Origin of the sequence: Oribacterium sp. oral taxon 108 str. F0425 (assembly GCF_000214455.1) — a bacterium.
Classification (GTDB): Bacteria; Bacillota; Clostridia; order Lachnospirales; family Lachnospiraceae; genus Oribacterium; species Oribacterium asaccharolyticum.
Genome location: NZ_AFIH01000001.1, coordinates 1,932,768 through 1,958,108, shown reverse-complemented (window position 1 = coordinate 1,958,108; position 25,341 = coordinate 1,932,768). Strand labels below are relative to the sequence as shown.

Genomic DNA, 25,341 nt, shown 5'->3' with positions numbered 1-25,341 from the left:
GAACTAAAGCGGCAAGGCAAGGATTCCCTGTCGAAAAAGCATATAGAGGACGGTGCCGGAGAAAATGGAAAGCAACATATTTCGTTTCCAACAATGTATGACTATGGTAAGACCCAGGGAAAGAAACTCCGGGAGTCCGTGATTTCCGCTAAAAATCGAAACATTTCGAAAACAATACACTAAAAGCAGGGCAAAGCTTGCGGGAGGTAGAACCTTTCCCAGATACTGCACCGCTTTCGGTGTATTTTTTTGAAATAAAATAAAGGGTAAGAATCGAGTGAGCATTGTCCCCAATATGCAAAGAAGAATCGTGATGATGCGTTGCCATACTGTCATAGAATAAGCCTTCCTCTCTATATCATTTCTATTGCTTTTCCAACTTAGGTCTTGAGATTAGTAAAATAGCGGTAATCCCGAGCATGGCGGGAAGGATAAAGTTTTTCTCTTTAAAAACAAGGAGAGAGAGAATGGAAACGGAAAGGCCCAGGAAGGAAGAAAAATGATTTTTTCTTTCAAGAATTGGTCCATGAAAATCACGGCAAAGAGGGCAGTCATCACAAAGTCGATTCCCTCCGTGGAAAAAGGAAGAACATTCCCGAGAAGCGTTCCGATGCAGGAGCCGATGACCCAATAGCTTTGATTTAGAAGGGTGACAAAAAACATAAACCATTCCGGGTCTGTGTCCTCCGGAATCTCTGCGCTGTAATTGATACTGAAGGTTTCATCGCACATCCCGAAGATAAGATAGAAGCGCTTCCACCCGGTTTTTGGGAATTTGTCCAGCATCGCTATGCCGTAGAACAGGTGGCGAAGCTGAATCATTACTGCAAGGAAAAAGGTCTCCAGCGGTGCAAAGGGGGAAAGAAGAAAGCTGACCGCCAAAATCTCCAGGGAACCGCCAAAAATGAGAGAGGCCATAAAGAAGGTGTAGAGTACGGAAAGGCCCGCACTGTGCATATAGACTCCGTAAGCAAAGCCGAGGAATAAAAAGCCGGTTAAGATGGGAATGGTATGAGGGAAGGCGGCCTTAAGTGCTTTTTTCTGTTTTTCCGACATAATATAGCCTTCCTTTCCTATATCAGCTTGATTCGTTTCGTGTAACATACTCCTAAGCTTGGGGTATTTTTTACCTTCTTGAGAGTAACTCCCTTGAGCTTAACTCTTGCAAAAAAACAGACAATATTTTATCGGTTTCTTTTTTGCAATGCAAGAGCCGGGAATAAAAAATAGTGATTCCTAAAATAGAACTTGGATTTAGAACATAAGAGTTGGGATAACTTAGAACTTGACTTTTCCTCTCGTATTCAATATACTTCGGGAGAAATGCGATGAAGGTGCACAGTACAAAAGGAGACCGCTTAGCATAGAGAGAAGAATCACAGGCTGAAAGTTCTTCCCAAGCGCTTTTTGGAATATTCCCACCGGAGCAGTTTTTTTGAAATTCAAGGAGAGTAGGAAAAACCGTGAGACTGCGTTAAGCATAAAGAGAGCCCGAAAGAGATTTCGGGAATCAGGGTGGTACCGCGAACATTCGTCCCTGTCTGCGCTTGCAGACGGGGATTTTGTTTTACAGTGCCATAAGACCCCATACCCATTGCAAACTTGTTTGCAAGAGGGAATGGGACTTGATGGCACGCCCCTGCATGAGCACGAAGAGACGCAAGTCTCGAGAGTGCGAATGCAGGCAGGAATCGAAAAAGCGCGAAGCGCGGACGATTCCGTAAAGGAAAAAGAAAAGAAAAAAGCCGAGGCACAGGAATCGCAAGAGCACAAAGCACTGACGATTCCGTAAAGGAAAATTTTTAATTTAAGATAAAGGGAGGAAAAATGAACACATTCAATCTCGAGGAAATCGGAAAGGCGGCAGAAGAGCGTTTGCGCTCTGCCATGGATATGAATTCCATCAATGAAATTCGTACCCATTTTTTAGGGAAAAAAGGTGAACTTGCGGAGGCAAAGAAGGCGTTAAAGGACTTAAGTGCCGAAGAAAGGCCGGCTTTCGGACAGTTGGTAAATGAAGTTTCTCAGAAAATTGAGAAGGAAATTAAGGAGCGTGCGGCAGAGCTGGAACGCGCCTTACAGGATGCCAGACTTTCCGCAGAGACGATTGATGTGACACTTCCTGGAAAGAAGATTCGCTACGGACACGCGCATCCGAATACCCTTGCCCTGGAAGAGGTGGAAAAAATCTTTATCGGCATGGGTTATGAGGTTGTGGAAGGCCCCGAGGTAGAGTACGACAGCTATAACTTTGAAAAATTGAATATTCCGAAAGGACACCCTGCAAGGGATGAACAGGATACCTTCTATATCAACAGCAATATTCTTTTAAGAACCCAGACCTCCTCCGTGCAGGCCAGGTATATGGAAACCCACAAGCCGCCACTTCGTATGATATGCCCGGGAAGAGTGTTCCGTTCCGATGCAGTGGATGCGACCCATTCCCCTTCTTTCCATCAGGTGGAGGGCTTGGTCATTGATAAAAATATCCATTTTTCCGATTTAAAAGGAACGCTGGACCTCTTTGCCAAGGAGCTCTTCGGACAGGATACGAAGACGAAGCTGCGTCCGCACCACTTCCCCTTTACGGAGCCTTCCGCAGAAGTGGATGTTTCCTGTTTTAAGTGTAAAGGCAAGGGTTGCCGTTTCTGTAAAGGAGAAGGTTGGATTGAGATTTTAGGCTGCGGCATGGTGCACCCGAAGGTGCTGGAATCCTGCGGTATCAACCCGAACGAGTACAGCGGTTTCGCTTTTGGTGTGGGTCTTGAGCGTATCGCACTTCTGAAGTACGAAATCGATGATATGCGTTTACTTTATGAAAATGATTTGCGCTTCTTGGAGCAGTTTTAAGGGGGATTGAAGATGAATACATCCATGAATTGGTTAAAAGCATATGTTCCGGGGCTTTCCGCATCGGGAAAAGACTTCGGAGACAGAATGACCCTGGTCGGCAATAAGGTGGAAACCATGGAAGACCTCGGGGAAAATCTGGAGAAGATTGTGACAGGAAAGATTCTTTCCGTGAAGAAGCACGAGGATTCTGACCACCTCTTAATCTGTCAGGTAGATGTCGGGAAGGAGACTTTGCAGATTGTAACGGGAGCACCGAATGTAAAAGAGGGGCAGGTAGTGCCGGTCGTTTTAGACGGCGGTAAAGTAAAGGTAGACCATGAAGGGAAACACCCGGAGGGTGGCGTAAGCATTCATAACGGAAAGCTCCGCGGTGTGGAATCCTTCGGGATGATGTGCTCTATCGAGGAGCTCGGAAGTGACCGAAACTTCTTCCCGGAAGCACCGGAAAGAGGCATTTACATTTTCCCGGAAGGAACACCTGTGGGAGAAGATGCTCCGGCACTCCTCGGATTTCGGGATATTCTGCACGAGTATGAAATTACCTCGAACCGTGTGGACTGTTTCTCCGTAGTGGGACTGGCAAGAGAAGCGGCAGCAGCCTTCGGACAGGCATTTCATTTTCCGGAAATCAAGAAGGTGGGGAATGAAGAGAAGCTCTCCGACTATCTCACTGTGGAATTAAAGGACAGCGAGCTTTGCAGTCGTTATACTGCGCGTCTTATTAAAAATGTGCGCTTTGCGCCGTCTCCCTCCTGGATGCAGATTCGTCTTCGGACTGCCGGCATCCGCCCGATCAATAACTTCGTGGATATCACAAATTATGTGATGCTGGAGCTCGGACAGCCTATGCATGCCTTTGATTACGAAGACATCAGCGGACAGAAAATTCGCATAGAACGTGCCGAAGATAAGGAAAAGTTCGTGACCTTGGACGGCGTGGAACATGAGCTCGACTCTTCTATTTTGTGTATTAAGGACGGGGAGAAGACCATTGCCCTCGGCGGTATCATGGGCGGAGAGAATTCCATGATTACCGATAAGGTGAAAAATGTGGTGCTGGAAGCGGCTTGCTTTAACGGCACCAATATCCGTCTTTCCGGAAGAAAGCTGGGACTTCGTACCGATGCTTCCTCTTATTTTGAAAAGGGCTTGGATCCAAATCTTTGCGAAATGGCGATGGACAGAGCCTGCACCTTAATCGAAGAACTCCACTGCGGAGAAGTGGTAGGCGGCATGGTAGACTGCTATCCGGTAAAGAAGGAAGAGAAGCATTTATCCGTATCCATTTCCGAAATCAACAACTTATTGGGGCTTCATCTAAGCGGAGAGGAAATGAAAGCGTATCTTCTTCCTTTGGAAATCAAGACGGAAGTGAAGGGAGACAGTCTGGAGCTTGTGATTCCGACTTTCCGACAGGACCTGGAGAGAATGGCAGATATTGCGGAAGAAGTGGCTCGATACTATGGATATGACAAGATTCCGAGTACTCTTCCTTTGTCCGGTACCGTGGGAGGAATGCATCCGAACTTGGCTTTGAATCGCAGTCTTCGCCACTTGGCCGAGGCACTCGGGTACAACGAAAGCTATTTCTATTCCTTTGAGTCAAAGAAGGTTTATGAGAAGTTACTTCTTCCGGAAAATGCTTCCGAGTGGCAGCAGATTATGATTTCCAATCCCTTGGGAGAGGACTTCTCCGTTATGCGTACCAGCTCCGTTCCGGGAATGTTGCAGGCACTGAGCTTAAATAACCGTCATAAGAATAAAGACGTAAAGCTCTTTGAAATGGCAAAGCTTTATATTCCGAAGAGCCTGCCCCTGACGGAGCTTCCGGACGAGCGCATGACTCTGACTCTCGGTTTTATCGGAGAGGGTGATTTCTTTAGCCTGAAAGGAGAAATCGAAGAGCTCCTCACACACTGCGGTCTAAACGGTCGTTTCCGCTACGACGGAAACTGTGAAAAGCCCTATTACCACCCGGGCAGAAAGGCCAACATCCTCTATGAAGGAAAAGTACTCGGAACAATGGGAGAAATTCATCCGGATGTCTTAAAGAACTTTGATTTGAAGGAAAGAGCCTATGTGGCGGTACTTGATTTAGAGGAAGTTTATCCCCTTGCAGGAGATCACAAAAAGTATACGCCGGTTGCCAAATTCCCGGCAGTGTCTCATGATTTCTCCCTCCTTGTACCGCTTAATGTGACTGCCGGCGAAGTGGAAGACGAGATTCGGGAAGCAGCTTCCCCGCTCCTTGAGAAGGTGGAGCTCTTCGATATCTACGAAGGCGCACAGGTTCTTGCCGGCTTTAAGTCCCTCTCCTACAATGTCAGCTTAAGAGCAAAAGATCATACCTTAAGTGAAGAGGAAATCAATAAGGTCAGAGGGGATTTACTCGCTGCGCTGGAGAAAATAGGGGTGAAGTTAAGGGATATGTAATTTCATCCCACGGTTCATAGGTATTGCAGCAGGGGCACGCTCTCGCTAACCTCGCCACGCAACGGATACTAAGCGAAAAACTGCAGTACCTTTGTTTTTCGCAAGTACCGGCGGGCTCAGATTGCCCCTTGCTTTAATACCTATGAAACTGTGGGATAATCTTTTTGCCCGTTTACTTTGTTTTCTGCAAGTGCCGGAGCCTCCAAACGCTTTACTCAAGAACATATCGGAGGAGGTCTATATTTTAGTGAATGGTTATTTTAAATCTGCAGTTCTACAACACATAAAGAAATCCGGAGTTTAAAGCGCCGGTTATTCGTCGTTTTTCTGGAGATTACAGGGGGAGTTATGAGACAGATTTTTTTTATTTGTAAATACTGTTTGTTGATAGCTTTTTTACTTATCACGATGTATCTAGTTAAGATATGTGTGTTCGGCGATTATATTGCAGAGGCCTTAATGGCCAGGGCATTACCTTTATCTGTGGTATTACTATCTATGGCAATTTTATTTTTTGCTCTACAATACAAAAGTAAAGAGTAAAGTTCCAATATCTATTAAATACGAAGTTAGCGAGAGCGTGTTTTGCTTTAATACCTATGAAACTGTGGGATAATCTTTTTGCCCATTTACTTTGTTTTCAGCAAGTGCCGGAGCCTCCAAACGCTTTACTCAAGAACATATCGGAAAAGGTCTATACTTAAGTGAAAGAGATATTTTAGAACTGTACTCCTAAAATACATAGCAAAAAAGCCGTGGATCAAAATGTTCCATGGCTTTTCGTTGAATTTGAGCGTTTATAACATTGCAAGAGGAATATACGGAATGGCATATTCACGATTTTGCAGGCATTGAAGCAAGGGGCAATCTGAGCCCGTTAGTACTTGCTGAAAGCGAGCAGTAGCGATGCTTGAAGCTTAGTACTACTACGTGGCGAGGTTAGCGGGAGCGTGCCCCTGCTTCAATGCCTGCAAAATGTGGAATCATAATATTCTTTTTGCAATCCTTCTTACACGCGAATATTCGCCTTCTTAAATTCCTTCTCGAGCTCCCTTCTTTGTGCCTTCTTCTTCATATCCTCCCGTTTATCGTATATCTTTTTACCGCGGCAAAGCCCCATATCGAGCTTTACGAGGCTACCTTTAAAGTAGAGGCGAAGGGGCATAAGAGTATAGCCCTGCTCCTTGATTTTTCCGAGCAGGCGGTCAATTTCTCTTCTATGGAGGAGAAGCTTTCTATCTCTAAGCGGATCTTTATTGAAAATATTTCCCCGCTCATAGGGGTTAATGTGCATGCCAACAATGAAACACTCCCCATTTCGAATCTGACAGAAGGACTCCTTAATGGAAGCCTGTCCGAGGCGGAGAGATTTGACTTCCGTTCCGAAAAGCTGAATGCCGCATTCCAGACTTTCCTCCACGAAAAAATCATGGAAAGCCTTTTTGTTGTTTGCGATTTGCTTAATGCTGTCTCCCATTTATTCGTTCCTTTCTGTCCCCTCCAAGTGGATTTTATCTTGCTTAAACTTTCCTTAAGGGAAGTCTATCTCGATGGAATCTGCTTATTCCGGGGAAAGTTCATCTCGACTAAAGTTGCTTATTCCGGGGAAAGTTCATCTCGACTAAATTTGTTTATTCAGAGGAAAGCTTATCTGTATTATTCTTCCGGTAATTCCGGGGCCGGCACGAAGTCGATGGTCCGGCTCAAGGTATCTACAGCATACACCAGGACGGACATGCTGTCACCGATACGGAAAGTTTTTCCGCTCCGTTCGCCTCTCGTTATCATTTCCTTTTCTATGAAAATAAAATAGTCGTCATTCAGCATGCGAAGCGGAATCATGCCTTCGATTCCATTTTCCAAAGTGACATAAATGCCGTACTCCGTAAGACCGGAAATGGTCCCGGGGAAACTTTCCCCGAGGAAGTTCTTCATATACTGGCACTTCTTCAACTTCATGCAATCCCGCTCCGCCTCATCTGCCCGCCTCTCGCGAAGGGAACTCTGCATTGCTACGTCAGGTAAAATACGACTGTAGTGGGCGAAGCGCTTCTCATTTTCCTGAGAAAACAGATTCTCCTTAATGATTCTGTGAATCTGGAGGTCGGGATAACGCCTGATCGGAGAGGTGAAATGGGTGTAATATTTACTGGCAAGTCCGAAATGCTCTCCGCATTCCACACTGTATTTGGCCTGTTTTAAGGAGCGGAGAATGAGATTACTGAGCATCATCTCTTCTTCCTTTCCCTTGATCGTCTCCAAAATCCCTTGCAAAGCCTTCGGACGAATGCTGTCCGGGTCCTTTGCACGGAGGAGAATGGAGAAATTCGAAAGAATTCGTGAAAGTTCTTGCCACTTATCGAAGTCCGGTCGCTCGTGCACACGGTAGAGGAAGGGAATATCCCTCCAGTAATATTCCTCCGCGACGGTCTCATTTGCCGCAAGCATGAAATCCTCTATAATTTTATGGGATTCTTCGCGGATCACGGAGCGAATTTCGGCAATCTGCCCTTTTTCATTGAAAATAACCTTGGACTCCGGGAAATCAAAGTCCAGTCCGCCTCGCTCTACGCGCTTATGGCGAAGCAGGCGGGAAAGCTCTCGCATATGAAGGAGCAAGTCCTTAAAGGGGAGATAGGAGGAGTAGTCTTCTTTTCTCTTATCAATAGAAGTTTCGAAAGTCTCATTTTCTGTATCAATAGAAGTTTTGGAAGTCCCTTTTTTTCTATCGATAGAAGTCGAAGTGGCTTCGTTTTCCTCTTCTAAAACCGCCGTCACGCCCGTATAGCTCATTCTTTTATCGGAGCAAATGATTCCCGGGCAGATTTCATGGGAAAGTTGTTCCCCTTTTTCGTTATAGTCCATGATGCAGGAGAGGGTCAGACGATCCACGCCCTCATGCAGGGAGCAAATGCCGTTTGAAAGCTCTCGCGGAAGCATGGGAATCACTCGGTCCGTTAGATACACGGAGGTTCCACGCTCCAAGGCCTCCAAATCGAGGGAAGAGCCCTCCTTCACATATTCCGTGACATCGGCGATATGCACGTAGAGGCGGTAAAGCTTCTTTTCCGGAAAATATTCCAAAGAGATGGCATCGTCCAAGTCTTTGGCATCTTCTCCGTCAATGGTAATGGTAGTGAGCGCACGAAAGTCTCTTCTTGTCTTCGAATTCAGGATAGACTCCGGCACTTCCATAGGAATCGCAGCAGCCTCGGCTTTTACCTCCTCCGGAAAGTCTTCAGGAAGAGAAAATGCACGAATGACGGAGAGTACATCCACGCCCGGCTCCGTACTTGCGCCGAGCACCTCCGTAACACCGCAAACAGGATAGGAGAGGAGGGGACTCCTCTTTCCGCGGGGAATAGGAGAACGTCCCCGACTTCCCCTTTTTTCATCCTTTTGCACCCCGCCGTAGGAGAGGATTTTTGCCATGACCTTATCCCCAGGAAGGGCTCCACCGGCCTTTCCCGGCTGAATATAGAAGGGAGAAGGGAGCTTTGGATTATCAGGATAAAGGAAGAGCCCTTCCCGCCTTTCCTTCACAAGTCCGAGCACCTCCGTTACGGCGCGTTTCATGACTTTTACGATTTTTCCCTCGGCACTGGAATCACCCTGCCTTTCCTTTGTGATAAGGATCTGCACGGTGTCCCCGTCCATGGCATTTCCTTCCGAACCCTTCGGAATGTAGATGTCATCGAGCTCCTTTTCCGAGAGACTCACAAAGCCGAAGCCTTTTTTTGCCTTGGAATAGATCCCTTTTAGAGTCCGCTCTTTTTGCATGGAAGCTTTACTATGTCCCTTTTCTTCCGGTTTAGCAGTTAAAGAAGAGTGCCGCCCCTCTTTAGCGGAAAAAGAGAGCAGCCCTTCCTCTACCATTTCTTCTAAAAGTGCGGTGAAGTCTTTTTTTTCTTCTTTGGGAATCCCTAAAAAATGGATCAGCTCTTTCTCCTTCATTTTCGGAAGAGAGCTGTCCTTTTCGATGTCTAAAATGATTTTCTTTAATTTTATCTTTTGCTCTTCGCGCATGCTGCTCCTTACTTCTTAACAAGTGGCGCAGGCGAAGCCTGAGACATCTTGTTCATAACGAGTCTCGCTCGCAAAGCGTGCGGTATCTCGTTTTACAGAATAGAAAAAGCCTGCAAAACTTGCAGGCTTAAAAAAACGGTGGAAAACAGATTTACCAAATGATATCCAAAAGTAAAGCAACCGCAAAAAATGCGACGGTTCCGTACTTGGTAAACTTCTCTAAGCTTCCTTCCACGGAACGACCTCTGTTTTTCTGCCAATAGGTGTCGGTTGAACCGGATAAAGCTCCCAAACCGTCACTCTTTCCCTCCTGCATAAGGATAATGGCAGATAAGGCAACACCTAAAATTACAAATAAAAGTACTAAAGCGATTTTTGCTATTCTCATGAAAACCATCCTTTTTATGGAAATAAGCCGATAAATAAAGCTACAGACTCTAACCCATCTTTTGTCAATATCTACGGGAGTATAGCATAAGTACATTTATGGTGCAAGAGCGGATTTTTGGAAAATTCAATTTTATTTTTGGAAAATTCAATTGGAAATTCTCCTTTTTCCTTTTAAGAAAAGAGCAACAGCATTATACTGGGAAATGATCATATAAAGAAGAGGCTATCTTTTGAAGATTCTTATTAATCTTTTGAAGATTCTTATTAAAAGCTTTTACAGATACATCATGGTTATAATAGAAAAAGGAGAAAACGATGAAAAACATAGAGGTTGTGGCGGCAATTTTTAGGAAAGCGAATACCATTTTCGCTACAGAAAAAGGATATGGAGAGTTTAAAGGCTATTGGGAGTTTCCCGGGGGAAAGGTGGAGCCGGGCGAAAGCTTGGAGGAAGCCTTAAGGAGGGAAATTCGGGAAGAGCTGCAAGTAGAAATCAATATAGAAGAAAAATGTACGGTGCTGGACTATGACTATCCGAAATTTCACCTTACTATGCACTGCTATTTTTGCTCCGTTTTATCGGGGGAAATCAAATTGGTGGAAGCAACAGACGCTCGTTGGCTTAAGAAGGAAGAGTTGAATACGGTGAAATGGCTTCCTGCGGATATTTCTCTTATTGAGGAGCTGAAAAAACAGCTATAATTCATAACGTGTATTGCTCGCAAAGCGTGAGGTATCTCGTTTGAGGAACTAAAAAACAACTAAAACTTTACGAATCCGCTTGCCAGACTTTGCTTTGATAGGCTATACTCGGAAGAGCACAAGAGTGCTTTTCTTTTTTAGAAAAATACTTTAACACATAAAAGCATAGACGCATAAAAGCGTCAAAGTGAAAAAGCGAACGACAGGGTTAAGCTATTCGAAATGCAAGGAAATGGGAGGGCGAAATGCACAGCGTATTAAACGGAATCATTTTTGTAATCGAATTTATGACGGGATTTCTCTGGGGAGATTTGCTCAAGATTCCGCTTCCGGGCGGAAGTACCCTGGGGCTTTCTCCCATGGTGCTCTTACTCATTCCTGCCGGGATTTATTATACCCTTCGTACGAAGTTTCTGCCGATTCGTATGTTTCGGGAAATGATAGCCGTGCTCATCGAAAAGCCGGATGCAAAGATGCAGGGCGATCTTTCCAAGGGAAAACTGTCCGGCATTCAGACGCTGATTGTTTCTACGGCAACGAGAGTCGGCATGGGAAATCTTGTGGGCGTTGTTGCGGCAATTTCCGGCGGCGGAGCCGGTGCAGTATTTTGGATGTGGATTACCGCATTGATTGGTTCCTCCACTGCCTTTGTTGAGGCGACGCTTGCACAACTCCATAAGAGGAAGGATCCGCTTTACGGCGGGTTCCGTGGGGGCCCTGCCTACTATATTCATGATTTTTTCTTTCATAATAAACCGGGAGAAAAGCTGGAAGAGGGGATTCCAAAGAAGAGAAGCATTGTCGCCGCTCTTTTTGCGCTTTCTGGCCTGATTTGCTGGGCGGGAATCAGCCAGGTTATCGGAAATTCCGTGTCTTCCGCCTTTGAAAATGCTTTTTCCGTAAAGCCCCTTATTTCCAGTATTCTTCTGGTACTTATTGCAGCGGTGATTGTCCTTCGGAAAAATGCAACAGCACGTGTCCTGGATGTGATTGTTCCTGTTATGGCAGGCCTATATTTTGCCATGACCGTTTTTGTGATTTTGACGCATTTACCGGCGCTTCCGCATGTTTTTGAGCGGATTTTCTCGGAGGCGTTCGGACTCAGACAAATCGTTTCCGGAGGCTTTGCGGCAGTGCTTATGAATGGTGTGAAAAGAGGGCTTTTCTCCAATGAGGCGGGTTCGGGTTCCGCACCTTGCGCTGCAGCGGCAGCCGATACGGATCATCCTGTGAAAATGGGACTTTTTCAGGCAATAGGAGTGTTCATTGATACCATTATCCTCTGCTCCTGTACCGCCTTTATCATGTTGCTGACCCCGGAAGGTATGATTAAGGATCTGCAGGGAATGGATATTTTACAAATGGCAATGAACTACCACTTTGGTGCTTTTGGAAAAATCTTTATCGCCGTGATTTTATGGCTCTTCAGTTTTTCCACCTTTCTCGGCATTCTGTTTTATGCGCGTTCCAATGTTTCCTATCTTTTTGGAGACAACTGGACTTCCCAGACGGCTTATAAAATTTTTGCACTTGTTATGCTCTTTGTCGGCGGTCTTGCCCAGTACACTGTGGTTTGGGATTTAGGGGATGTTGGAATCGGACTTATGACCATTTTCAACCTTCTTGTGATGTACCCGCTAAGTAAAGAAGCCTTATCCTCTTTAAAAGAATTTGAAGAGAAAAGAAAAAAGCTTAACGGCTGATTTGATGAAATTAAGAAGAAATTTGATGAAACAAGAAGAAGTATCGTTCTTCTTTTCTTGAAACGATTCCTTGGAGTGATGAAAACTTAATCCATTGTAAAAATGACATTAAAATGATATGATTTTCGTGTTAGTTTCATCATTTGAATAGGAGGAAGCTTGAATGGGTGTAGAAGAAAAGAATGAGAATGAAGTTGTAAATACGACTCCGAACGAGGTTGGAGGAGCGGATTCGACAGCTTCCGCACAGGAAGATACACAAGTAGGGCAGGAAACATCCGCACAGGAAGGTGTACAAGCAGGGCCTGCTACATCTGTGCAGGAGGAAACACAGCCTGAGCCGGTGTTCAGAGTTGAACCGCCGCTTCGGAATACAGAAGAGAAGGCTTCGGAGAGCGCTCAAGAGCAAAGTGCCGCGGAAGCGGTGCAAGCTGTTGCCGGCGAGCTTGAACATACGACGGAGCAGGCAGTGCCTGTTGTGAAAGAGACAGCCGAGAAAGCGGAAGAAGCTATAACACAAAAGGTAGAGCAGGCAGTGCCCGTTGTGAAAGAGACAGCCGAGAAAGCGGAAGAAGCTATAACACAAAAGGTAGAGCAGGCAGTGCCTATTGTGAAAGAGACAGCTGAGAAAGCGGAAGAAGCTGTATCACAAAAGGTAGAGCAGGCGGCACCGGTAGTGCAACAGACTGCGACTGAAGTAAAACAGGCGGTACAACAGGCTGCTGTACAGGCTGAGCAGAAAGTTGAAACAGTTGTGGAGAAGGCGGAAGAGAAAATTTCCGCAGCGGATCGAATCAAAGAAAATGTCAATAAGTATAAGCCGGCAAAGAAGCAAAAGACTGCGATAGAAAATGGCGGAGACGGCAAAAAGAGCCATTCCGCAGTGATTATCGTGATTGTCATTTTGTTCATGCTTTTAGTACTTGGCCTTGGCTATGCCTTTTTCCAAAGACGTGTAAAGGTTGATTTGGATAAGTATGTGTCTGTCGAGTTTTCCGGATATGAAGGATATGGGGAAGCGGAAGTTAAGTTTGATGAAGAGGCTTTTTTAAAGGATTATAAAAAGAAAATCAAAATCAAGAAAAAGAAGAGCGGGCTGACCGATGAGATTTTGGATGATTACACTGCCGAAGAATTTTTATACGATTACTATATTTCCGGTGCTTGGGAACTGGACGGAGAAAACGGAAAGTATAAAAATGATGACAAGGTTCATTTAACATGGAATCTGGATAAAGACAATATTGAAGAATTGTTCAAAGTGAAAATTCAGGATTCCGCAAAGGAATTTACGGTAAAGGACCTGGAAAAGGTAGAGAGCTTTGACGCTTTCGAAAACCTCAAAATGGAATTTACGGGAACTGCACCGGATGGTCTTGCGGAATGGGAAGCAAGCGGGATTATGGACGGTTCTAAGGGATTCTATTTTTCCGTAGAACCGCAGGATGGCCTTTCCAATGGGGACAAGGTGACAGTCAAGGTGGAGCCTGAGGAATATCTGGATAAGATCATTCAGAAAACCGGTAAGGCACCAAAGGAAACCGAGAAGGTATATACCGTAGAAGGACTTCTTTCCTACATTCAGTCCGGAGCTCAGGTAGATGATACTCTTCTGAACAGTATGAAGAAGGAAGTGGAAGACCTGATTACGAGTGATATTGCAAGAGAAGGTGAGACGGTAGAGCTTGTCAGTGCGGAATATCAGGGATACTATTTCTTAACGGCAAAGGACTCATTCACGTATAAGCATAATGTTTTCTACCCCGTATATAAAGTGAACATTCGTATCAACCTTCCGGAAAACAATTTCGTACAGGATTACAGCTATTATGTAACAGGCGGATTTGAAAATATTATGGATGAGGGCAACGGTAAGGTAAGTGTGGATGTAAACGATATGAATACCATTTACAACAGCTTTGTGATTGATACCGGTGTAGGTACATGGTTTACCACAAAGTATTACTTGGACGGTTTCGAGACTTTGGACAGCTTAAGAACGGCGGTAGTCAGCAAGAATCTCTCCAACTACAAGGCGGAAGAGAAGATTTTAAGCAATGAATCCGCTACGGAGACAGAAGCCCCCACGGAAACGAGTACCGCGGAAGAAAGTACGGAAGCGGAAACTACGACGAATTCATAAGAATAATGCAAAAGAATCTGATGTTTTAAAGGTCTTGCCGCCGGTTTTGTCCTATAATTCCGGTTTTACAAACGGCAATCGGCATGAAAGTAAAAGGGGCCTTAAGGGGCCCCTTTTTAAAAAGAACTTGAAAATCTGATTCGAATAAGGTATATTGGAGAATGTTGCGGGATGTAGCGCAGGTGGTAGCGCGCTTGACTGGGGGTCAAGAGGCCGCAGGTTCAAGTCCTGTCATTCCGAGAAAAACTCTTCCTTTATAGGGAGAGTTTTTTTATGCTTTTCCTTCGGTTAAAAAAATATCCGGTGCATTGTACCATTGAAAATGCTTTTCCTTGCAATAGGATGAGACTTCTTTGCTAAGCTCCTTATCCGCCTTATATTCCAAGATAAAGACGGATAGTCCGGCATTTTTTGCCTTTTCAAGATAGTCCTGATAATAGCGCCGCGTGTCGCTGTCTTGTAAGGAGGAAGAATTCGTATCAAAGTGATAGGCGGTAAAAACATCTTCCTGATTCACGCCCTGAAAGAGGAGATCGGTAGCATTCTCTTCTATGGCTCGACTGACATAAGAATCTCCTCCATTCAAAATAATCGGCATATTGTATTTTTGCAAACCGCTTAAAACAGCATCTAAACCCCGATAAATTTTTTCTTCCGGGAAAAGGTAGTAGACATCAAAATTGTCTAAGAAGAAGCCGTCAAATCCAAGCTCTGCAATCTCTTTCGCAATTTTTTCCGTAATGTAATTTTGCCATTCCTTATCGGAAACATCCACCCAGGACTCATCCTCCCAATTTTCGTATGGGGCAAGGGCGAGTTTTTTGAAACGCAAGTACTCCGGATCATATTCTTCCAGGGCTCCGACATTGATGTAGGCATAGGCCTTGGTACTTGCCCGATGCAGGTACTGCAGGTCTTTTTTAGTGAAACTTCCCGGAGAGAGGATAACAGTCTTATATTTGGCAAGAAATAAAAGTTGGTCGGTTTCCTTATCATCGGAAGTCAACCCCTCTTCCCCGGTATCGGAACTCATGGATATTCCGAGGAAAACGCCATAATCTTCCCTCTTTCGAGGGAAAGCATGGAAAAAGAGGAAAAGCAGGAGAACGAGCAGAAACGGAGCAAAGAAATTGAAGGAAAAGTGCAGGCTCTTAGAAGAGAGAGTATCCTTTTCTTTCCTTTTGTTTATGGAATATTTGTCCATGGAATAGCGTCCTTCCTGTGAGCGTACAATGGCTGGTTAAGCTGTAACAGACCATTGTAAAGCTTAAATTTCTCTTAGCATAATATAATCCTTTCTCGAAATAAAGTATTCTGCAAGGCAAATATTTTCAGGACATTTTTTCATGACATCGAATAAAAATATGGGAAAATTAAAAAATAAGTTTCTTTTTTTCGGATTATCTGCGATAATAAGCGGGATTGACAAAAGGGACTAGTGGAATTCCCGAAACTTGTCGATAGTATAGGGAACAAAAAAACGAATTCATAAGGAGTGGAGTATGAAGAAAAAATGGTTAACTGCTGTCGTAGTTGCCGGAATGGCTTTGACAATGAGCTTAACAGCCTTTGCAGGATCATGGAAGAAAGATGCAATCGGCTGGTGGTACGACAACGAAAATGGAACTTACCTTCAGAACGGATGGAGCTGGGTAGACGGCAACCGTGACGGTGTTGCTGAGTGCTATTATTTTGAAAATAGCGGCTATATCCTGACCGGCACCACTACACCGGATGGATATCAGGTAAACGGAGATGGCGCATGGACGGAAAATGGAGTTGTGCAGACCAAGCAGGTGGCTGCTGCAGTGAATGAGTCCGTATTTTCCAAATCCGGTTCCAAGAAAGGATTGGCTACCAGAGACACCCTTTTCAATAACACCTCTGTAAGTGATCTTGGTGTAAAACACATCATTTATAACTTTACCAATTTTGAGCAGAACTTCATGGATAACTTCCGTAACACGAAGGCGCACGGTGTTAGTGTAACGGCAATCATGTTGAATACGCCGAGAAACAATCCGGAACCCCAGTCTCTTCCGGCAGGCATTACCGGACAGGAAGCAAACTACTATGGCTTTAACGTGACAAGCCAGGCAGGTATCGATGCAACCACCCGTCTTGCAAATCGTTTTGCTTCTTTATACAGAGATTCTATCGACAACTGGGTAATCGGAAACGAGATTAACTACCCGAACGCATGGAACTATACACCGCACAGCAGTATTGAGAATTATGCCGACCAGTATGCTCATGCTTTCCGTATCTGGTACACGGCGATTAAGCAGAACAATCCTTCTGCAAATGTGTACATTCCGTTTGACTATGTGTGGACAGAGCAATCTCCGTCCGGCGGATATTATAAGGCAAAGGACCTTCTTCGCCTCTTAAATGACAGACTTCGTGACCTTGATTACGGTATCGCTTGGCACCCCTATCCGCAGGGACTGGCTGATCCGAACTTCGAGGATGATTCGAAGGCAACGAACAGCGAGAATTCTCTGATTATCAACATGAAGAACATCAATGTTTTAACCGACTATTTGCAGAAGCCGGAGTATTTGGCACCAAACGGCAAGGTAAGACATCTGATTCTTTCCGAGCAGGGCTTCAATGCCACAAACGAAGATGTGCAGGCTGACCAGATTGCCAAGGCATACAACATCGCGAAGAACAACCCCTATATCGAAGCTTTCTTCCTGGCAAGAGAGTATGACCAGCCGGGCGAGATGCACAATGTAGGCGGCGCACTGCAGGAAATGCATTTTGGAATCAGAGAAGCTTACGAGAGAGGCGGAAGACCGAGAAAGGCTTACTCCGTATATAAGAGTTTGCAGTAAAAAGAATTTTCAATAAGAAGAGCTTGCCGTAAAGGGTAATTGCAAAAAAGAGTTTTCTGTAAAGAAGGTTAAGGCTTAATAAGGATTTGTAAAATAGTTCGCTATCCGAAGAGGATGGCGGGCTATTTTTGTATAGCCGCTGATAACACACTTAGATTTGCAAATCGTTGAATGCTCAAATATAATTTAAAAGCATATGGTGCTCCAGAAGAATAAAGGAAATCGGAGGAGGATATGAAAAGTTTTTATCGGTTCAAGCTGACCCAATAAATGACCCGATAAATGACCCGATAAATGACCTAATAAAATTGGAAGGAAGAGAAAAACAGATTTTTGAACTATTATATGAAAATCCATCATTAACCAGAGTCGAAATGGCTAAGAGGATAGGATGTTCGGAGTCAACAGTAAAGAGAGCACTTCAAAAATTAATGGATAAAGGAGCAATTAAAAGAATCGGGTCAAATAAAAAGGGGGAGTGGATTATAGTATAAAATAATAGTAAATAGAGAGTCTATTCTCGTTATCAGCATGAATAAACGCAGGAGGTCAAAAATGCAAAACTTTAATTATTGTACACCGACAAGATTGATTTTCGGAAAAGATGTTATCGAAGAACTTCCGGAAGTAATGAAGCAGTTCGGAAAAAGGATTCTGCTTAGCTACGGAAGTGGAAGCATCAAAAAGATTGGTCTTTATGACAAGGTAAAGGAGCTTTTAAAGGACTATGAGATTTATGAGCTTCCCGATATTCAACCCAATCCCAAGTATGATCCCAGCGTTCTTGACGGCGTGAAAATCTGTAAAGAAAAGAATATTGATGTCATTCTTTCTGTTGGAGGCGGAAGTGTTTTGGACTGCACCAAGGCCATTGCCGCAGGGGCAAAGTATGAGGGGGATCCTTGGGATTTGATTACTTATAAGGTAAAAGCCAAGGAAGCACTTCCGATTGTGGATATTATTACCCTTGCTGCGACAGGCAGTGAGTATGATGCGGGAGGCGTAATTTCCAGAACCGAAACCAATGATAAGACGGGCTATAGTGATCCCCTTCTTTATCCTGCGGTTTCCTTCTTGGATCCTGTTTATACCTTTAGCGTATCCAAGAAGCAGACTGCAGCAGGCTGTGCGGATGCTATGAATCATATTTTCGAGCAGTATTTCTGTGAGGACTCTACCCTCTTAAATGACGGTTTTATGGAGTCTGCTTTAAAGAGCCTGATGATTAATACAAAGAAATGTCTGGAGAATCCGGAAGACTATACCGCAAGGGCAGAGATGATGCTTTGCTGTACCTATGGTTGTAACGGCATTTATTCCCTTGGAAATAGTGAATCCGGCTGGCCCTGCCATGGTATGGAGCATGCGCTATCCGCCTACTATGATATTACCCATGGAGAGGGCTTGGCCATTATCACGCCAAGATGGATGAAGCATATTTTAAATGAAAAGACAGTGGACCGCTTTGTAAAGTACGGCATAAATGTATTTGGCATAGATGCTTCTCTTGATAAATTTGAGATTGCCAATAAGGCGATTGATGAAACCTACCATTTTTTCGAGTCCATCAATATTCCTATGCATCTTAGAGATGTGGGAATTGATGAGAAGAGAATCGATGAAATGGCAAAGCATGTTGCGGAAAATGAGGGACTTGAAGAGGCCTGGGCGCCCCTCCTAGAGAAGGACATTGCGGAGATTTTCAGGGCTTCTCTGTAAAGGTGCGATAGAAATATATAATAGGAGAAACACGAAAAGAAATACACAACAGGAGATATATAACAGGAAATATACAATAGGAGATACACAACAGGAGATACAAAAAAGTATATTGATGGTATATCGATAAAATCTTGTTTTCTAGAAAATGAAGATTGATATGACGATATATATATTTTAAAGAATAAATTGGGACAAGCAATTTATGACAGTTTAGCAGAACATTTTATAATTGTTAAAGCCTAGAGAATTCTAGGAAATGGATTTTAATACGTTCTTAGCGAGTGATTAGTTAATGGGAGCACTCTATATGTTTTGGTTGCGGATGGCAAGAAGTATCCTCCAAAGTATGTAATTGCTGTTGCTAATCACATAGCAAATGGTAAAGAAATATCAACTCAAGAATACAATGCGGTAGAAGCAAAATCTTATCTTGAGAGTCGGGGGTGTACGATTAAGATGAAGCAGGAGAAATACGAGATTACGATAACGGCTGATTCGGTGGTATCTACAGATGATAGATTTACCATGGATTATCTTGAGGCAGGAGATAATTATAAGCCGATTGATGCCTATTTCATGAAGAATGGGGAAGAAATCATTCGCAGAAATAGGAATAAGGGCGAACTAAAAATATCAAATCAAACATTACCAAGGATTGCATGCCAGATTTTTGAAAAGCAATTAGTATCATTATCTGATGAAGACAAAAAGAGTTTTCCTATTTGCCAATATGGCCCGGGTCGAGATGTAATCCGAGGCATTTTTGCTACTGAAGCAGAATTTAAGAAATACAGAAATACCATGGAGTTTTCTATTTATAAGCGTGAAAATGGACCTCAATTTGTAATCTATTCTTGGAATGTTTTTTCTACTCTTGTGTTTGTAAGAGAATGTTTGAAGCGTTTTGGCGAGCCTGGAGATAAATTTATTTTGATATATAGGGATAAAACGGATCAGGAGCTTAACCAGAATAAAACGGAACAAGTTGTTGATGAGGATGTTACAAAGACTACAAAAGAGAGTAATAATCCATATTCTAAGCTACTTTTAGAATCAAAGAATATCATCTTTAGAGGTGCGCCGGGAACCGGAAAATCATATTTATCTAAGTCTATTGCTGCTGATATTATTAGTAATGGCTACACTGATAGATATTCGGATCTTACGGATGAGCAGAGACAACAGGTGGAGTTTGTGCAATTTCATCCAAGCTACGATTACTCTGATTTTGTTGAAGGATTACGTCCTAAGATGAATGATGATGGAAGCATGGGCTTTGAGCTCCAAGATGGTATTTTTAAGAAATTTGTCGATAGAGCAAGAAAGAACTTTGAAGATTCCCAGAAATCAATGGAATTAAGAGAGCAAGAAGTTTCTGCTAAAGCTGTTATGGAAAATTTCTTTGCGAATATTGCATTTGGAGAAGATAAGTTTAAAACTATCAAGGGCAGTGAATTTACTATTACTAATGTTAATGAGAAATATATTTATATTTCTATTCCGGGTAATGATTCTGTAAACAAGCTGAGTCTTAATATTGATGAGGTTCAGAAGATGCTTGAATCAGGGACTTCATTTGAGAAGGTAAGTGATGTTACAAATTTCTTTGGTAAGCAGTTTGCAACACAGGGCTATTCCTACGATTTTGCTCTTTATAAGGCTATTAAGGAAACAGACAATAGCTTTACCAAAGCATCAATAGAACCGGAAGAATTAAAGAAGTACATCTTTATCATTGATGAAATCAACCGTGGCGAAATATCAAAGATATTAGGCGAACTGTTCTTCTCGATTGATCCAAGTTATAGAGGTAAAGAGGGGATGGTTGCGACGCAGTATTCTAGCATGCACACAAATCCGGATGAGAAGTTTTATATTCCTGAGAACGTTTATATTATTGGAACCATGAATGATATTGATAGATCTGTTGATACATTTGATTTTGCTATGCGAAGAAGATTCCGCTTTATTGAGGTTAAAGCAGAAGATACACAAGAAATGTTGGAGTCTTTGGAAAATGAAGAGCTCAAGAACGAAGCTGTTAAGCGTATGGATGATTTGAATGCAGCAATTCTTAATGTTGAAGACTTGAATGAGAACTATCAGATAGGTGCATCTTACTTCCTTAAACTTAAGCATCTTGGTAATGAACCATTTGATGTGCTTTGGACAGATTACCTCAAGCCGCTTTTACAGGACTATGTTAGAGGCTTGTATGATGAGTCTGCTATTATGAAGAAGTTTGCAAAAGCATATGGCTATGAAGAGCTGGATAAGGGTAAGGTAGATGAATCTGTTCAAAATTAAGGATAATCAGCTAAAACTTAAAACTGATTTTGCAGATGTTAAAGCGATTACTGATATTATTGCTGACAAAACCTTTGAACAATTGGAGAAGGATGGTATTTTTGTCTTTCCAGAAGTTATAAAGGATGCTGATGACATTTCTAGAAATCAGATGGTATTGCAGAGCTATAACGACAAGTATGTCTCTGGCAATATAATGGGATTTTTGGGTGCTGGCGACCAAAGGCTTGTAATAGAATCACGATTCAGTACGGGCGAGGATTACCTTTTTCAGTACTTATTGAACAAAGTGATGGACTTTCCTAATATAGTGGATCTTGAAGTGGATGCTAACCAGGATAATGCACTTTTTAACTTATTGGTGTTTTTGTTTCCTCATTATCTTCGTAAGGCGGCACGTAAAGGTGCTTTTAAGACTTACATTAGAAGATGGTACAACGATGGTAATGCTAGAGGAACGATTGATGTAGCACGTCATATACGCATGAATACACCATTTGTAGGAAATATGGCGTATAGTCAGCGTGAATATTCATATGATAACTACCTTATGGAGTTGGTGCGTCATGTGATTGAGTATATTAAAACCAAGCCATACGGTCGTAGGCTGTTAAATAGCGCTAAGGATGAAGTAAAACTTGTCATAGACTCAACTACGGATTACACACCGGGTGAAAGAAAAAGATTATAGAGGACAACAAGAATACGATTCGTCATGCATATTATCATGAGTATCGTGATTTGCAGCGTTTATGTATTTTGATACTGCAAAATGAGAAACAACAGATGGGATATGGTAAACGTAAGGTTTATGGAATCCTGTTTGATGGTGCTTGGTTGTGGGAAGAATATGTTAATTCTTTGGTGGAGGGTTATTTCTATCATCCTATGAATAAAGCAGGGAAAGATAAGCAGTGGCTCTTTGCTGGCAATAACGGTCTTATTTATCCGGACTTCATTGGGAAGGACGATGAGAATCGAGTTATTGCAGATGCAAAGTATAAGCCAATGGGAAATATTGGTAATCAGGATTATTTGCAGGTGTTAGCGTACATGTTCAGATTTGATGCAAAGAGGGCTTTCTATTTTTACCCAGAGGCATCAGGCCAGAATGATAAAGAATTATGGCTTAATAAGGGGTCATCTTTTGAGGGTAATGTTTCAGCCAGGGATGATGTATGCCTCATTAAACATGGACTTAGAATACCTCGTGATGCGAGAGATTATCAGGATTTTGAGCAACAAATAGGCATGAGTGAAATATCTTTCTTAAAAATATTATAGGAAACTATTTGCATAGAATCTGGAATCTGGGTAGCCGTTGTTGTACGTGAAAATAAGGAAAGAAGCTAAGGCATTATTAAAGATTGCAAGGAGAGCGGTCTAAAAGTAGATGACTATTGTACACAGCGTGGCCTCTCCAGAAATGCCTACTTATACTGGCTTTTCAAGGTAAAGGAAGCCGTTCTTGCGTAGAGTAGATTTGTGGAAATGCGGCAACAAGTGGAGGTTTCCTCCTACCATTCATCTCCAAAGTTAACAGCGTCTGTAAACGAAATAGTCTCTTAGGATTGACGAAAACACATTAGATTTACTAGCAAATATTATAAAGTTCTTGAAAAATGCTTAACGATGCTTCCGGATTCAAACACATTTTGTATAGTCTTTTCATTATCAGGAAAATCTGAATAATAGGTGGCTGTATAGTCTCTGATAGTACAATTAGATTTTTAGAGCTTTCTTGTAAAGGGGGTTATAGAAATATATAATAGCTAAAACACGAAAGGAAATTGACAACAGGAGATACAAAAAAGTCAGGAGAATATTTTATGAAAGTATTGATGATTAACGGAAGTCCACGCACCCAAGGCAATACAAGTATTGCCCTCGCGGAGATGGTTAAGGTATTTGAGCAGGAAAATATAGAAGTAGAAGTAGTGCAGATTGGCAATAAAGATATACGAGGCTGTATTTCCTGTGGGTATTGTTATGACAAAGGAAAGTGTGTTTTTAACGACGTAGTAAATGAGCTGGCAGAGAAGTTTGAAGCGGCAGATGCTTTGGTACTGGCATCTCCGGTTTATTACGCTTCCGCAAATGCCACCCTAATTGCCTGCTTGGACAGACTGTTCTACAGTACACATTTTGATAAGACCATGAAGGTGGGCGCCAGTGTGGTTGTGGCAAGACGAGGCGGTTTATCTGCTACCTTTGATGAACTAAATAAGTATTTTACCATCTGCGGAATGCCGGTAGCCTCCAGTCAATACTGGAACAGTGTTCACGGATGCGAAAAAGGGGAGGCGAAGGAAGACTTGGAGGGCTTGCAGACCATGAGAACTCTGGCCAGAAATATGGCCTTTTTGATGAAGAGCATTGCCCTTGGAAAAGAAAAATACGGTTTGCCGGAGCAAGAAGAGGGAATAGCTACAAATTTTGTCCGATAAGGGGAAGGTTTACCCGAAAGGTATCCATGTTTTGAAATCATTTAGTAATGCATGGAGGAAAGCATGGAATTTGATGAAAGCTTGCAGCAGTACGTCTATCAGTATGAAGACTTGATTTTTTCTTGGGATGAGGAGCCTAAAGAGCATTATTTAAATAAGGTGAAAGCATTAGCAAAGAATTATAAAGATAATTTGGATCGAATAATTGCCTTTATCTTGCCTGACCTTAGGGAAATGTACGGAGATGTAAGCAAAGAAGATGTAAAAAATAATCTTGGGAAGCCTATCATTGACTATAATCAGGGAACAGTGACTTACTGTGATCAGAGCTTTGATGATTGCCATATCTTTGCGTTTGAATTTTCAAATAATGCATTTGATAAGCTGGAACATTTTTCTGTTGACGGGTAATAGCTATATCGGAGGAAAACTATGAACCTACTGGAGTATATGAGGCATAGAAATAAAATGACGCTTTCAGAATGGGAAGATTCTTTTGAGAAAAAGGAAAAGGAAATCATTGTCCTAAGGCACGAAGGAGGCGGAGGAAGTCTCCGAAATGGATTTTGGGAATGGGATGAGTATTTCCTAGCCTATGTGGACTGTGAAACAGGAGAGCTTCACAAAGAAGAAGGGCGAATCGAATTTCCGGTTATGGACAAAGAGGAGCCTCCGTTTCAGTTTGAAGAGGAAACCATTTACAAACTAAGGGTGCGTGAAAAGCTGCCTGAGGAAGTTCCTGAGGGCGCATTGCCTAGTAAGAACCATTTTTTAGTGGTGGAAATTCTTGAAAGGAATGCAGTTTGTCCGGAACTTGAAGAAATGCTTATAGAGTATAGAAAACCCGTGGTTTTGCAGGATGATGTATTGGGTGAGCTAACTTATGATAAGCTGCTTAAAAGTTTCGAGGGAAATATAGCCTGGCTTTGTGGCAAGATTCATATTTCCTTATACGTAGATAAGGATAATAAAGCAGGTATTACAAAGGCGAAAAAGGTTCTGAAAACAATGGTTTTGGAACAGGAAAAATGGGATGCGGACCTGCGTAGTTTTGCTGCCAAAGAGCTTACGAAACTGGCCTGCGAGTGGGCAGAATCCGATGAAGAGGCTGCTTTAATTACAGAAGAAAGCTTTGCCAAAAAAATTAGTCTAAGGTTGCTTTGGGTGACAGCGGGTGGTTCCTTTACTGCTTATCTTGATGATGATGAGCTTTTCTTCGGGCATAGCATCGCAGTTAGCGGCAGCCCTAAGAAAGGGCTATTGTCGGCTGATATTGAGGGATAAGAGAATACAGATGGTCTGAACAGATATTTACCTTCTCGCTACATAAATATGATATTGTAGCGAGAAGGTATTATTCTATTTACTGCTAAATTTTAAAGATAGAATAGATAACTCCCTGTAAATACATTTTGACGGATAATCTAACTAATATTTTGTATATCAATATAATAAAAATTGATTGTAAATGAAGTACATATTCAGTACACTTTACTTGGAATAGGAGGTGTAGTTATGGCACAGACAATGGTTAATTTTCGAATGGATGAAAAATTAAAAGAGAAAATGGAAAAAACATGTAAGGATATGGGTCTATCTGTAACTGCAGCATATACTATGTTCGCTACAAAAGTTACCAGAGAGCAGAGGATACCTTTTGAAGTTACTGCAGATCCATTCTTTAGTGAAGAAAATATGGACCGGTTAAGAAGAAATATGACCCAGATGGAGAAGACAGGTGGCACCACCCATGAGGTGAATCTGGATGATTAAAT

General features: G+C 42.7%; 22 protein-coding genes, 1 tRNA gene, 1 pseudogene and 1 other annotated feature. Of the genes and pseudogenes, 18 read left to right on the top strand and 6 right to left on the bottom strand.

Going from position 1 to position 25,341, the window contains the following annotated elements:
- Window positions 1-3 precede the first annotated feature (3 nt).
- Window positions 4-336, bottom strand: a complete 333-nt coding sequence (locus HMPREF9124_RS09065; RefSeq protein WP_009428806.1) for a branched-chain amino acid transporter permease — start codon at window positions 334-336, stop codon at window positions 4-6.
- A 28-nt stretch (window positions 337-364) separates the two neighbouring features.
- Window positions 365-1,056 (bottom strand): annotated as a pseudogene (locus HMPREF9124_RS09060) (AzlC family ABC transporter permease).
- 263 nt (window positions 1,057-1,319) lie between these two features.
- Window positions 1,320-1,542 (top strand) — a binding site (T-box leader).
- 76 nt (window positions 1,543-1,618) lie between these two features.
- Between HMPREF9124_RS09060 and HMPREF9124_RS12005 the strand changes: the two are divergent.
- From HMPREF9124_RS12005 to pheT, 3 genes are read left to right on the top strand one after another with little or no spacing between them, the layout of a single operon-like run.
- Entirely contained in the window at window positions 1,619-1,792 is a 174-nt protein-coding gene (locus tag HMPREF9124_RS12005) for a hypothetical protein (protein ID WP_175282432.1), read from the top strand.
- Between the two features lie 35 nt (window positions 1,793-1,827).
- The gene (pheS, locus tag HMPREF9124_RS09055) at window positions 1,828-2,850 is read left to right on the top strand and encodes a phenylalanine--tRNA ligase subunit alpha (protein WP_009429663.1); all 1,023 of its coding nucleotides are present in this window, start codon (window positions 1,828-1,830) and stop codon (window positions 2,848-2,850) included.
- 12 nt (window positions 2,851-2,862) lie between these two features.
- Entirely contained in the window at window positions 2,863-5,286 is a 2,424-nt protein-coding gene (gene pheT, locus HMPREF9124_RS09050; protein WP_009427666.1) for a phenylalanine--tRNA ligase subunit beta, read from the top strand.
- Between the two features lie 1,009 nt (window positions 5,287-6,295).
- On the opposite strand, the gene smpB is transcribed toward pheT, so the two are convergent.
- The 3 genes from smpB to secG all read right to left on the bottom strand — a co-directional run bounded on the left by smpB (window position 6,296) and on the right by secG (window position 9,700).
- The gene (gene smpB, locus HMPREF9124_RS09040) at window positions 6,296-6,763 is read right to left on the bottom strand and encodes an SsrA-binding protein SmpB (RefSeq protein WP_009429612.1); all 468 of its coding nucleotides are present in this window, start codon (window positions 6,761-6,763) and stop codon (window positions 6,296-6,298) included.
- Between the two features lie 179 nt (window positions 6,764-6,942).
- Window positions 6,943-9,312 carry a ribonuclease R family protein gene (locus tag HMPREF9124_RS09035; RefSeq protein ID WP_009428535.1) on the bottom strand — a complete coding sequence of 790 codons (2,370 nt, stop codon included), beginning with the start codon at window positions 9,310-9,312 and terminating at the stop codon, window positions 6,943-6,945.
- Between the two features lie 151 nt (window positions 9,313-9,463).
- Window positions 9,464-9,700: a preprotein translocase subunit SecG gene (gene secG / locus HMPREF9124_RS09030; protein ID WP_009428141.1), complete on the bottom strand. Its 237-nt coding sequence runs from the start codon at window positions 9,698-9,700 to the stop codon at window positions 9,464-9,466.
- 317 nt (window positions 9,701-10,017) lie between these two features.
- Between secG and HMPREF9124_RS09025 the strand changes: the two genes are divergently transcribed.
- From HMPREF9124_RS09025 to HMPREF9124_RS09010, 4 genes are all read left to right on the top strand, one after another.
- Window positions 10,018-10,404, top strand: coding sequence for a (deoxy)nucleoside triphosphate pyrophosphohydrolase (locus HMPREF9124_RS09025; RefSeq protein WP_009428024.1), 387 nt, complete (start codon window positions 10,018-10,020; stop codon window positions 10,402-10,404).
- 245 nt (window positions 10,405-10,649) lie between these two features.
- On the top strand, window positions 10,650-12,107 hold the full coding sequence (locus HMPREF9124_RS09020; protein ID WP_009429628.1) for an alanine/glycine:cation symporter family protein: 1,458 nt from the start codon (window positions 10,650-10,652) through the stop codon (window positions 12,105-12,107).
- 163 nt (window positions 12,108-12,270) lie between these two features.
- Entirely contained in the window at window positions 12,271-14,250 is a 1,980-nt protein-coding gene (locus HMPREF9124_RS09015) for a hypothetical protein (RefSeq protein ID WP_009429139.1), read from the top strand.
- Between the two features lie 167 nt (window positions 14,251-14,417).
- Window positions 14,418-14,490: transfer RNA gene (locus HMPREF9124_RS09010), tRNA-Pro, on the top strand.
- A gap of 31 nt (window positions 14,491-14,521) precedes the next feature.
- Here the strand turns inward: HMPREF9124_RS09010 and HMPREF9124_RS09005 are convergent.
- Complete coding sequence (locus tag HMPREF9124_RS09005) at window positions 14,522-15,454, bottom strand: endo alpha-1,4 polygalactosaminidase (protein WP_009428277.1); 933 nt, start codon at window positions 15,452-15,454, stop codon at window positions 14,522-14,524.
- Between the two features lie 298 nt (window positions 15,455-15,752).
- Here HMPREF9124_RS09005 and HMPREF9124_RS09000 point away from each other — a divergent pair, with 298 nt between their 5' ends.
- The 11 genes from HMPREF9124_RS09000 (at window position 15,753) to HMPREF9124_RS08965 (ending at window position 25,339) form a co-directional block, all read left to right on the top strand.
- Entirely contained in the window at window positions 15,753-17,090 is a 1,338-nt protein-coding gene (locus HMPREF9124_RS09000) for a DUF5722 domain-containing protein (RefSeq protein ID WP_009428075.1), read from the top strand.
- 308 nt (window positions 17,091-17,398) lie between these two features.
- Window positions 17,399-17,584, top strand: coding sequence for a winged helix-turn-helix transcriptional regulator (locus HMPREF9124_RS11735; protein WP_009429881.1), 186 nt, complete (start codon window positions 17,399-17,401; stop codon window positions 17,582-17,584).
- A gap of 61 nt (window positions 17,585-17,645) precedes the next feature.
- Window positions 17,646-18,809, top strand: a complete 1,164-nt coding sequence (locus HMPREF9124_RS08995) for an iron-containing alcohol dehydrogenase (RefSeq protein WP_009429019.1) — start codon at window positions 17,646-17,648, stop codon at window positions 18,807-18,809.
- 315 nt (window positions 18,810-19,124) lie between these two features.
- On the top strand, window positions 19,125-21,119 hold the full coding sequence (locus HMPREF9124_RS08990; protein WP_009429666.1) for an McrB family protein: 1,995 nt from the start codon (window positions 19,125-19,127) through the stop codon (window positions 21,117-21,119).
- Window positions 21,100-21,810, top strand: a complete 711-nt coding sequence (locus HMPREF9124_RS12505; protein WP_009427679.1) for a 5-methylcytosine restriction system specificity protein McrC — start codon at window positions 21,100-21,102, stop codon at window positions 21,808-21,810. The genes HMPREF9124_RS08990 and HMPREF9124_RS12505 overlap by 20 nt, the downstream gene beginning before the upstream one ends.
- A 50-nt stretch (window positions 21,811-21,860) precedes the next feature.
- Entirely contained in the window at window positions 21,861-22,403 is a 543-nt protein-coding gene (locus tag HMPREF9124_RS12500) for a 5-methylcytosine restriction system specificity protein McrC (protein WP_255348632.1), read from the top strand.
- Window positions 22,404-22,475: 72 nt separating this feature from the next.
- Window positions 22,476-22,595, top strand: coding sequence for an IS66 family insertion sequence element accessory protein TnpA (gene tnpA / locus HMPREF9124_RS12975; RefSeq protein WP_408637222.1), 120 nt, complete (start codon window positions 22,476-22,478; stop codon window positions 22,593-22,595).
- A 353-nt stretch (window positions 22,596-22,948) separates the two neighbouring features.
- Window positions 22,949-23,566 (top strand): flavodoxin family protein, encoded by a 618-nt coding sequence (locus HMPREF9124_RS08980; protein ID WP_009429351.1) that lies wholly within the window; start codon window positions 22,949-22,951, stop codon window positions 23,564-23,566.
- A 63-nt stretch (window positions 23,567-23,629) separates the two neighbouring features.
- Window positions 23,630-23,977, top strand: a complete 348-nt coding sequence (locus HMPREF9124_RS08975) for a hypothetical protein (RefSeq protein ID WP_009429955.1) — start codon at window positions 23,630-23,632, stop codon at window positions 23,975-23,977.
- A 21-nt stretch (window positions 23,978-23,998) separates the two neighbouring features.
- Window positions 23,999-24,850 (top strand): DUF2262 domain-containing protein, encoded by an 852-nt coding sequence (locus tag HMPREF9124_RS08970; RefSeq protein ID WP_009427944.1) that lies wholly within the window; start codon window positions 23,999-24,001, stop codon window positions 24,848-24,850.
- 231 nt (window positions 24,851-25,081) lie between these two features.
- A complete protein-coding gene (locus tag HMPREF9124_RS08965; protein ID WP_009428601.1) occupies window positions 25,082-25,339 on the top strand; it encodes a type II toxin-antitoxin system RelB/DinJ family antitoxin in 258 nt (85 codons plus the stop codon).
- Window positions 25,340-25,341 lie beyond the last annotated feature (2 nt).

Excerpts from the sequence above, each read along its gene's own strand:
- HMPREF9124_RS09000 (WP_009428075.1), top strand. The coding sequence starts at position 15,753 with ATGAAGAAAAAATGGTTAACTGCTGTCGTAGTTGCCGGAATGGCTTTG.
- HMPREF9124_RS12005 (WP_175282432.1), top strand. The coding sequence starts at position 1,619 with ATGGGACTTGATGGCACGCCCCTGCATGAGCACGAAGAGACGCAAGTC.
- HMPREF9124_RS12505 (WP_009427679.1), top strand. The coding sequence starts at position 21,100 with ATGAATCTGTTCAAAATTAAGGATAATCAGCTAAAACTTAAAACTGAT.
- HMPREF9124_RS09020 (WP_009429628.1), top strand. The coding sequence starts at position 10,650 with ATGCACAGCGTATTAAACGGAATCATTTTTGTAATCGAATTTATGACG.
- HMPREF9124_RS09035 (WP_009428535.1), bottom strand. The coding sequence starts at position 9,312 with ATGCGCGAAGAGCAAAAGATAAAATTAAAGAAAATCATTTTAGACATC.
- HMPREF9124_RS09065 (WP_009428806.1), bottom strand. The coding sequence starts at position 336 with ATGACAGTATGGCAACGCATCATCACGATTCTTCTTTGCATATTGGGG.
- HMPREF9124_RS09015 (WP_009429139.1), top strand. The coding sequence starts at position 12,271 with ATGGGTGTAGAAGAAAAGAATGAGAATGAAGTTGTAAATACGACTCCG.
- HMPREF9124_RS08980 (WP_009429351.1), top strand. The coding sequence starts at position 22,949 with ATGAAAGTATTGATGATTAACGGAAGTCCACGCACCCAAGGCAATACA.
- HMPREF9124_RS08995 (WP_009429019.1), top strand. The coding sequence starts at position 17,646 with ATGCAAAACTTTAATTATTGTACACCGACAAGATTGATTTTCGGAAAA.
- smpB (WP_009429612.1), bottom strand. The coding sequence starts at position 6,763 with ATGGGAGACAGCATTAAGCAAATCGCAAACAACAAAAAGGCTTTCCAT.
- HMPREF9124_RS08975 (WP_009429955.1), top strand. The coding sequence starts at position 23,630 with ATGGAATTTGATGAAAGCTTGCAGCAGTACGTCTATCAGTATGAAGAC.
- HMPREF9124_RS08965 (WP_009428601.1), top strand. The coding sequence starts at position 25,082 with ATGGCACAGACAATGGTTAATTTTCGAATGGATGAAAAATTAAAAGAG.
- pheT (WP_009427666.1), top strand. The coding sequence starts at position 2,863 with ATGAATACATCCATGAATTGGTTAAAAGCATATGTTCCGGGGCTTTCC.
- HMPREF9124_RS09025 (WP_009428024.1), top strand. The coding sequence starts at position 10,018 with ATGAAAAACATAGAGGTTGTGGCGGCAATTTTTAGGAAAGCGAATACC.
- secG (WP_009428141.1), bottom strand. The coding sequence starts at position 9,700 with ATGAGAATAGCAAAAATCGCTTTAGTACTTTTATTTGTAATTTTAGGT.
- pheS (WP_009429663.1), top strand. The coding sequence starts at position 1,828 with ATGAACACATTCAATCTCGAGGAAATCGGAAAGGCGGCAGAAGAGCGT.
- HMPREF9124_RS08970 (WP_009427944.1), top strand. The coding sequence starts at position 23,999 with ATGAACCTACTGGAGTATATGAGGCATAGAAATAAAATGACGCTTTCA.
- HMPREF9124_RS09005 (WP_009428277.1), bottom strand. The coding sequence starts at position 15,454 with ATGGACAAATATTCCATAAACAAAAGGAAAGAAAAGGATACTCTCTCT.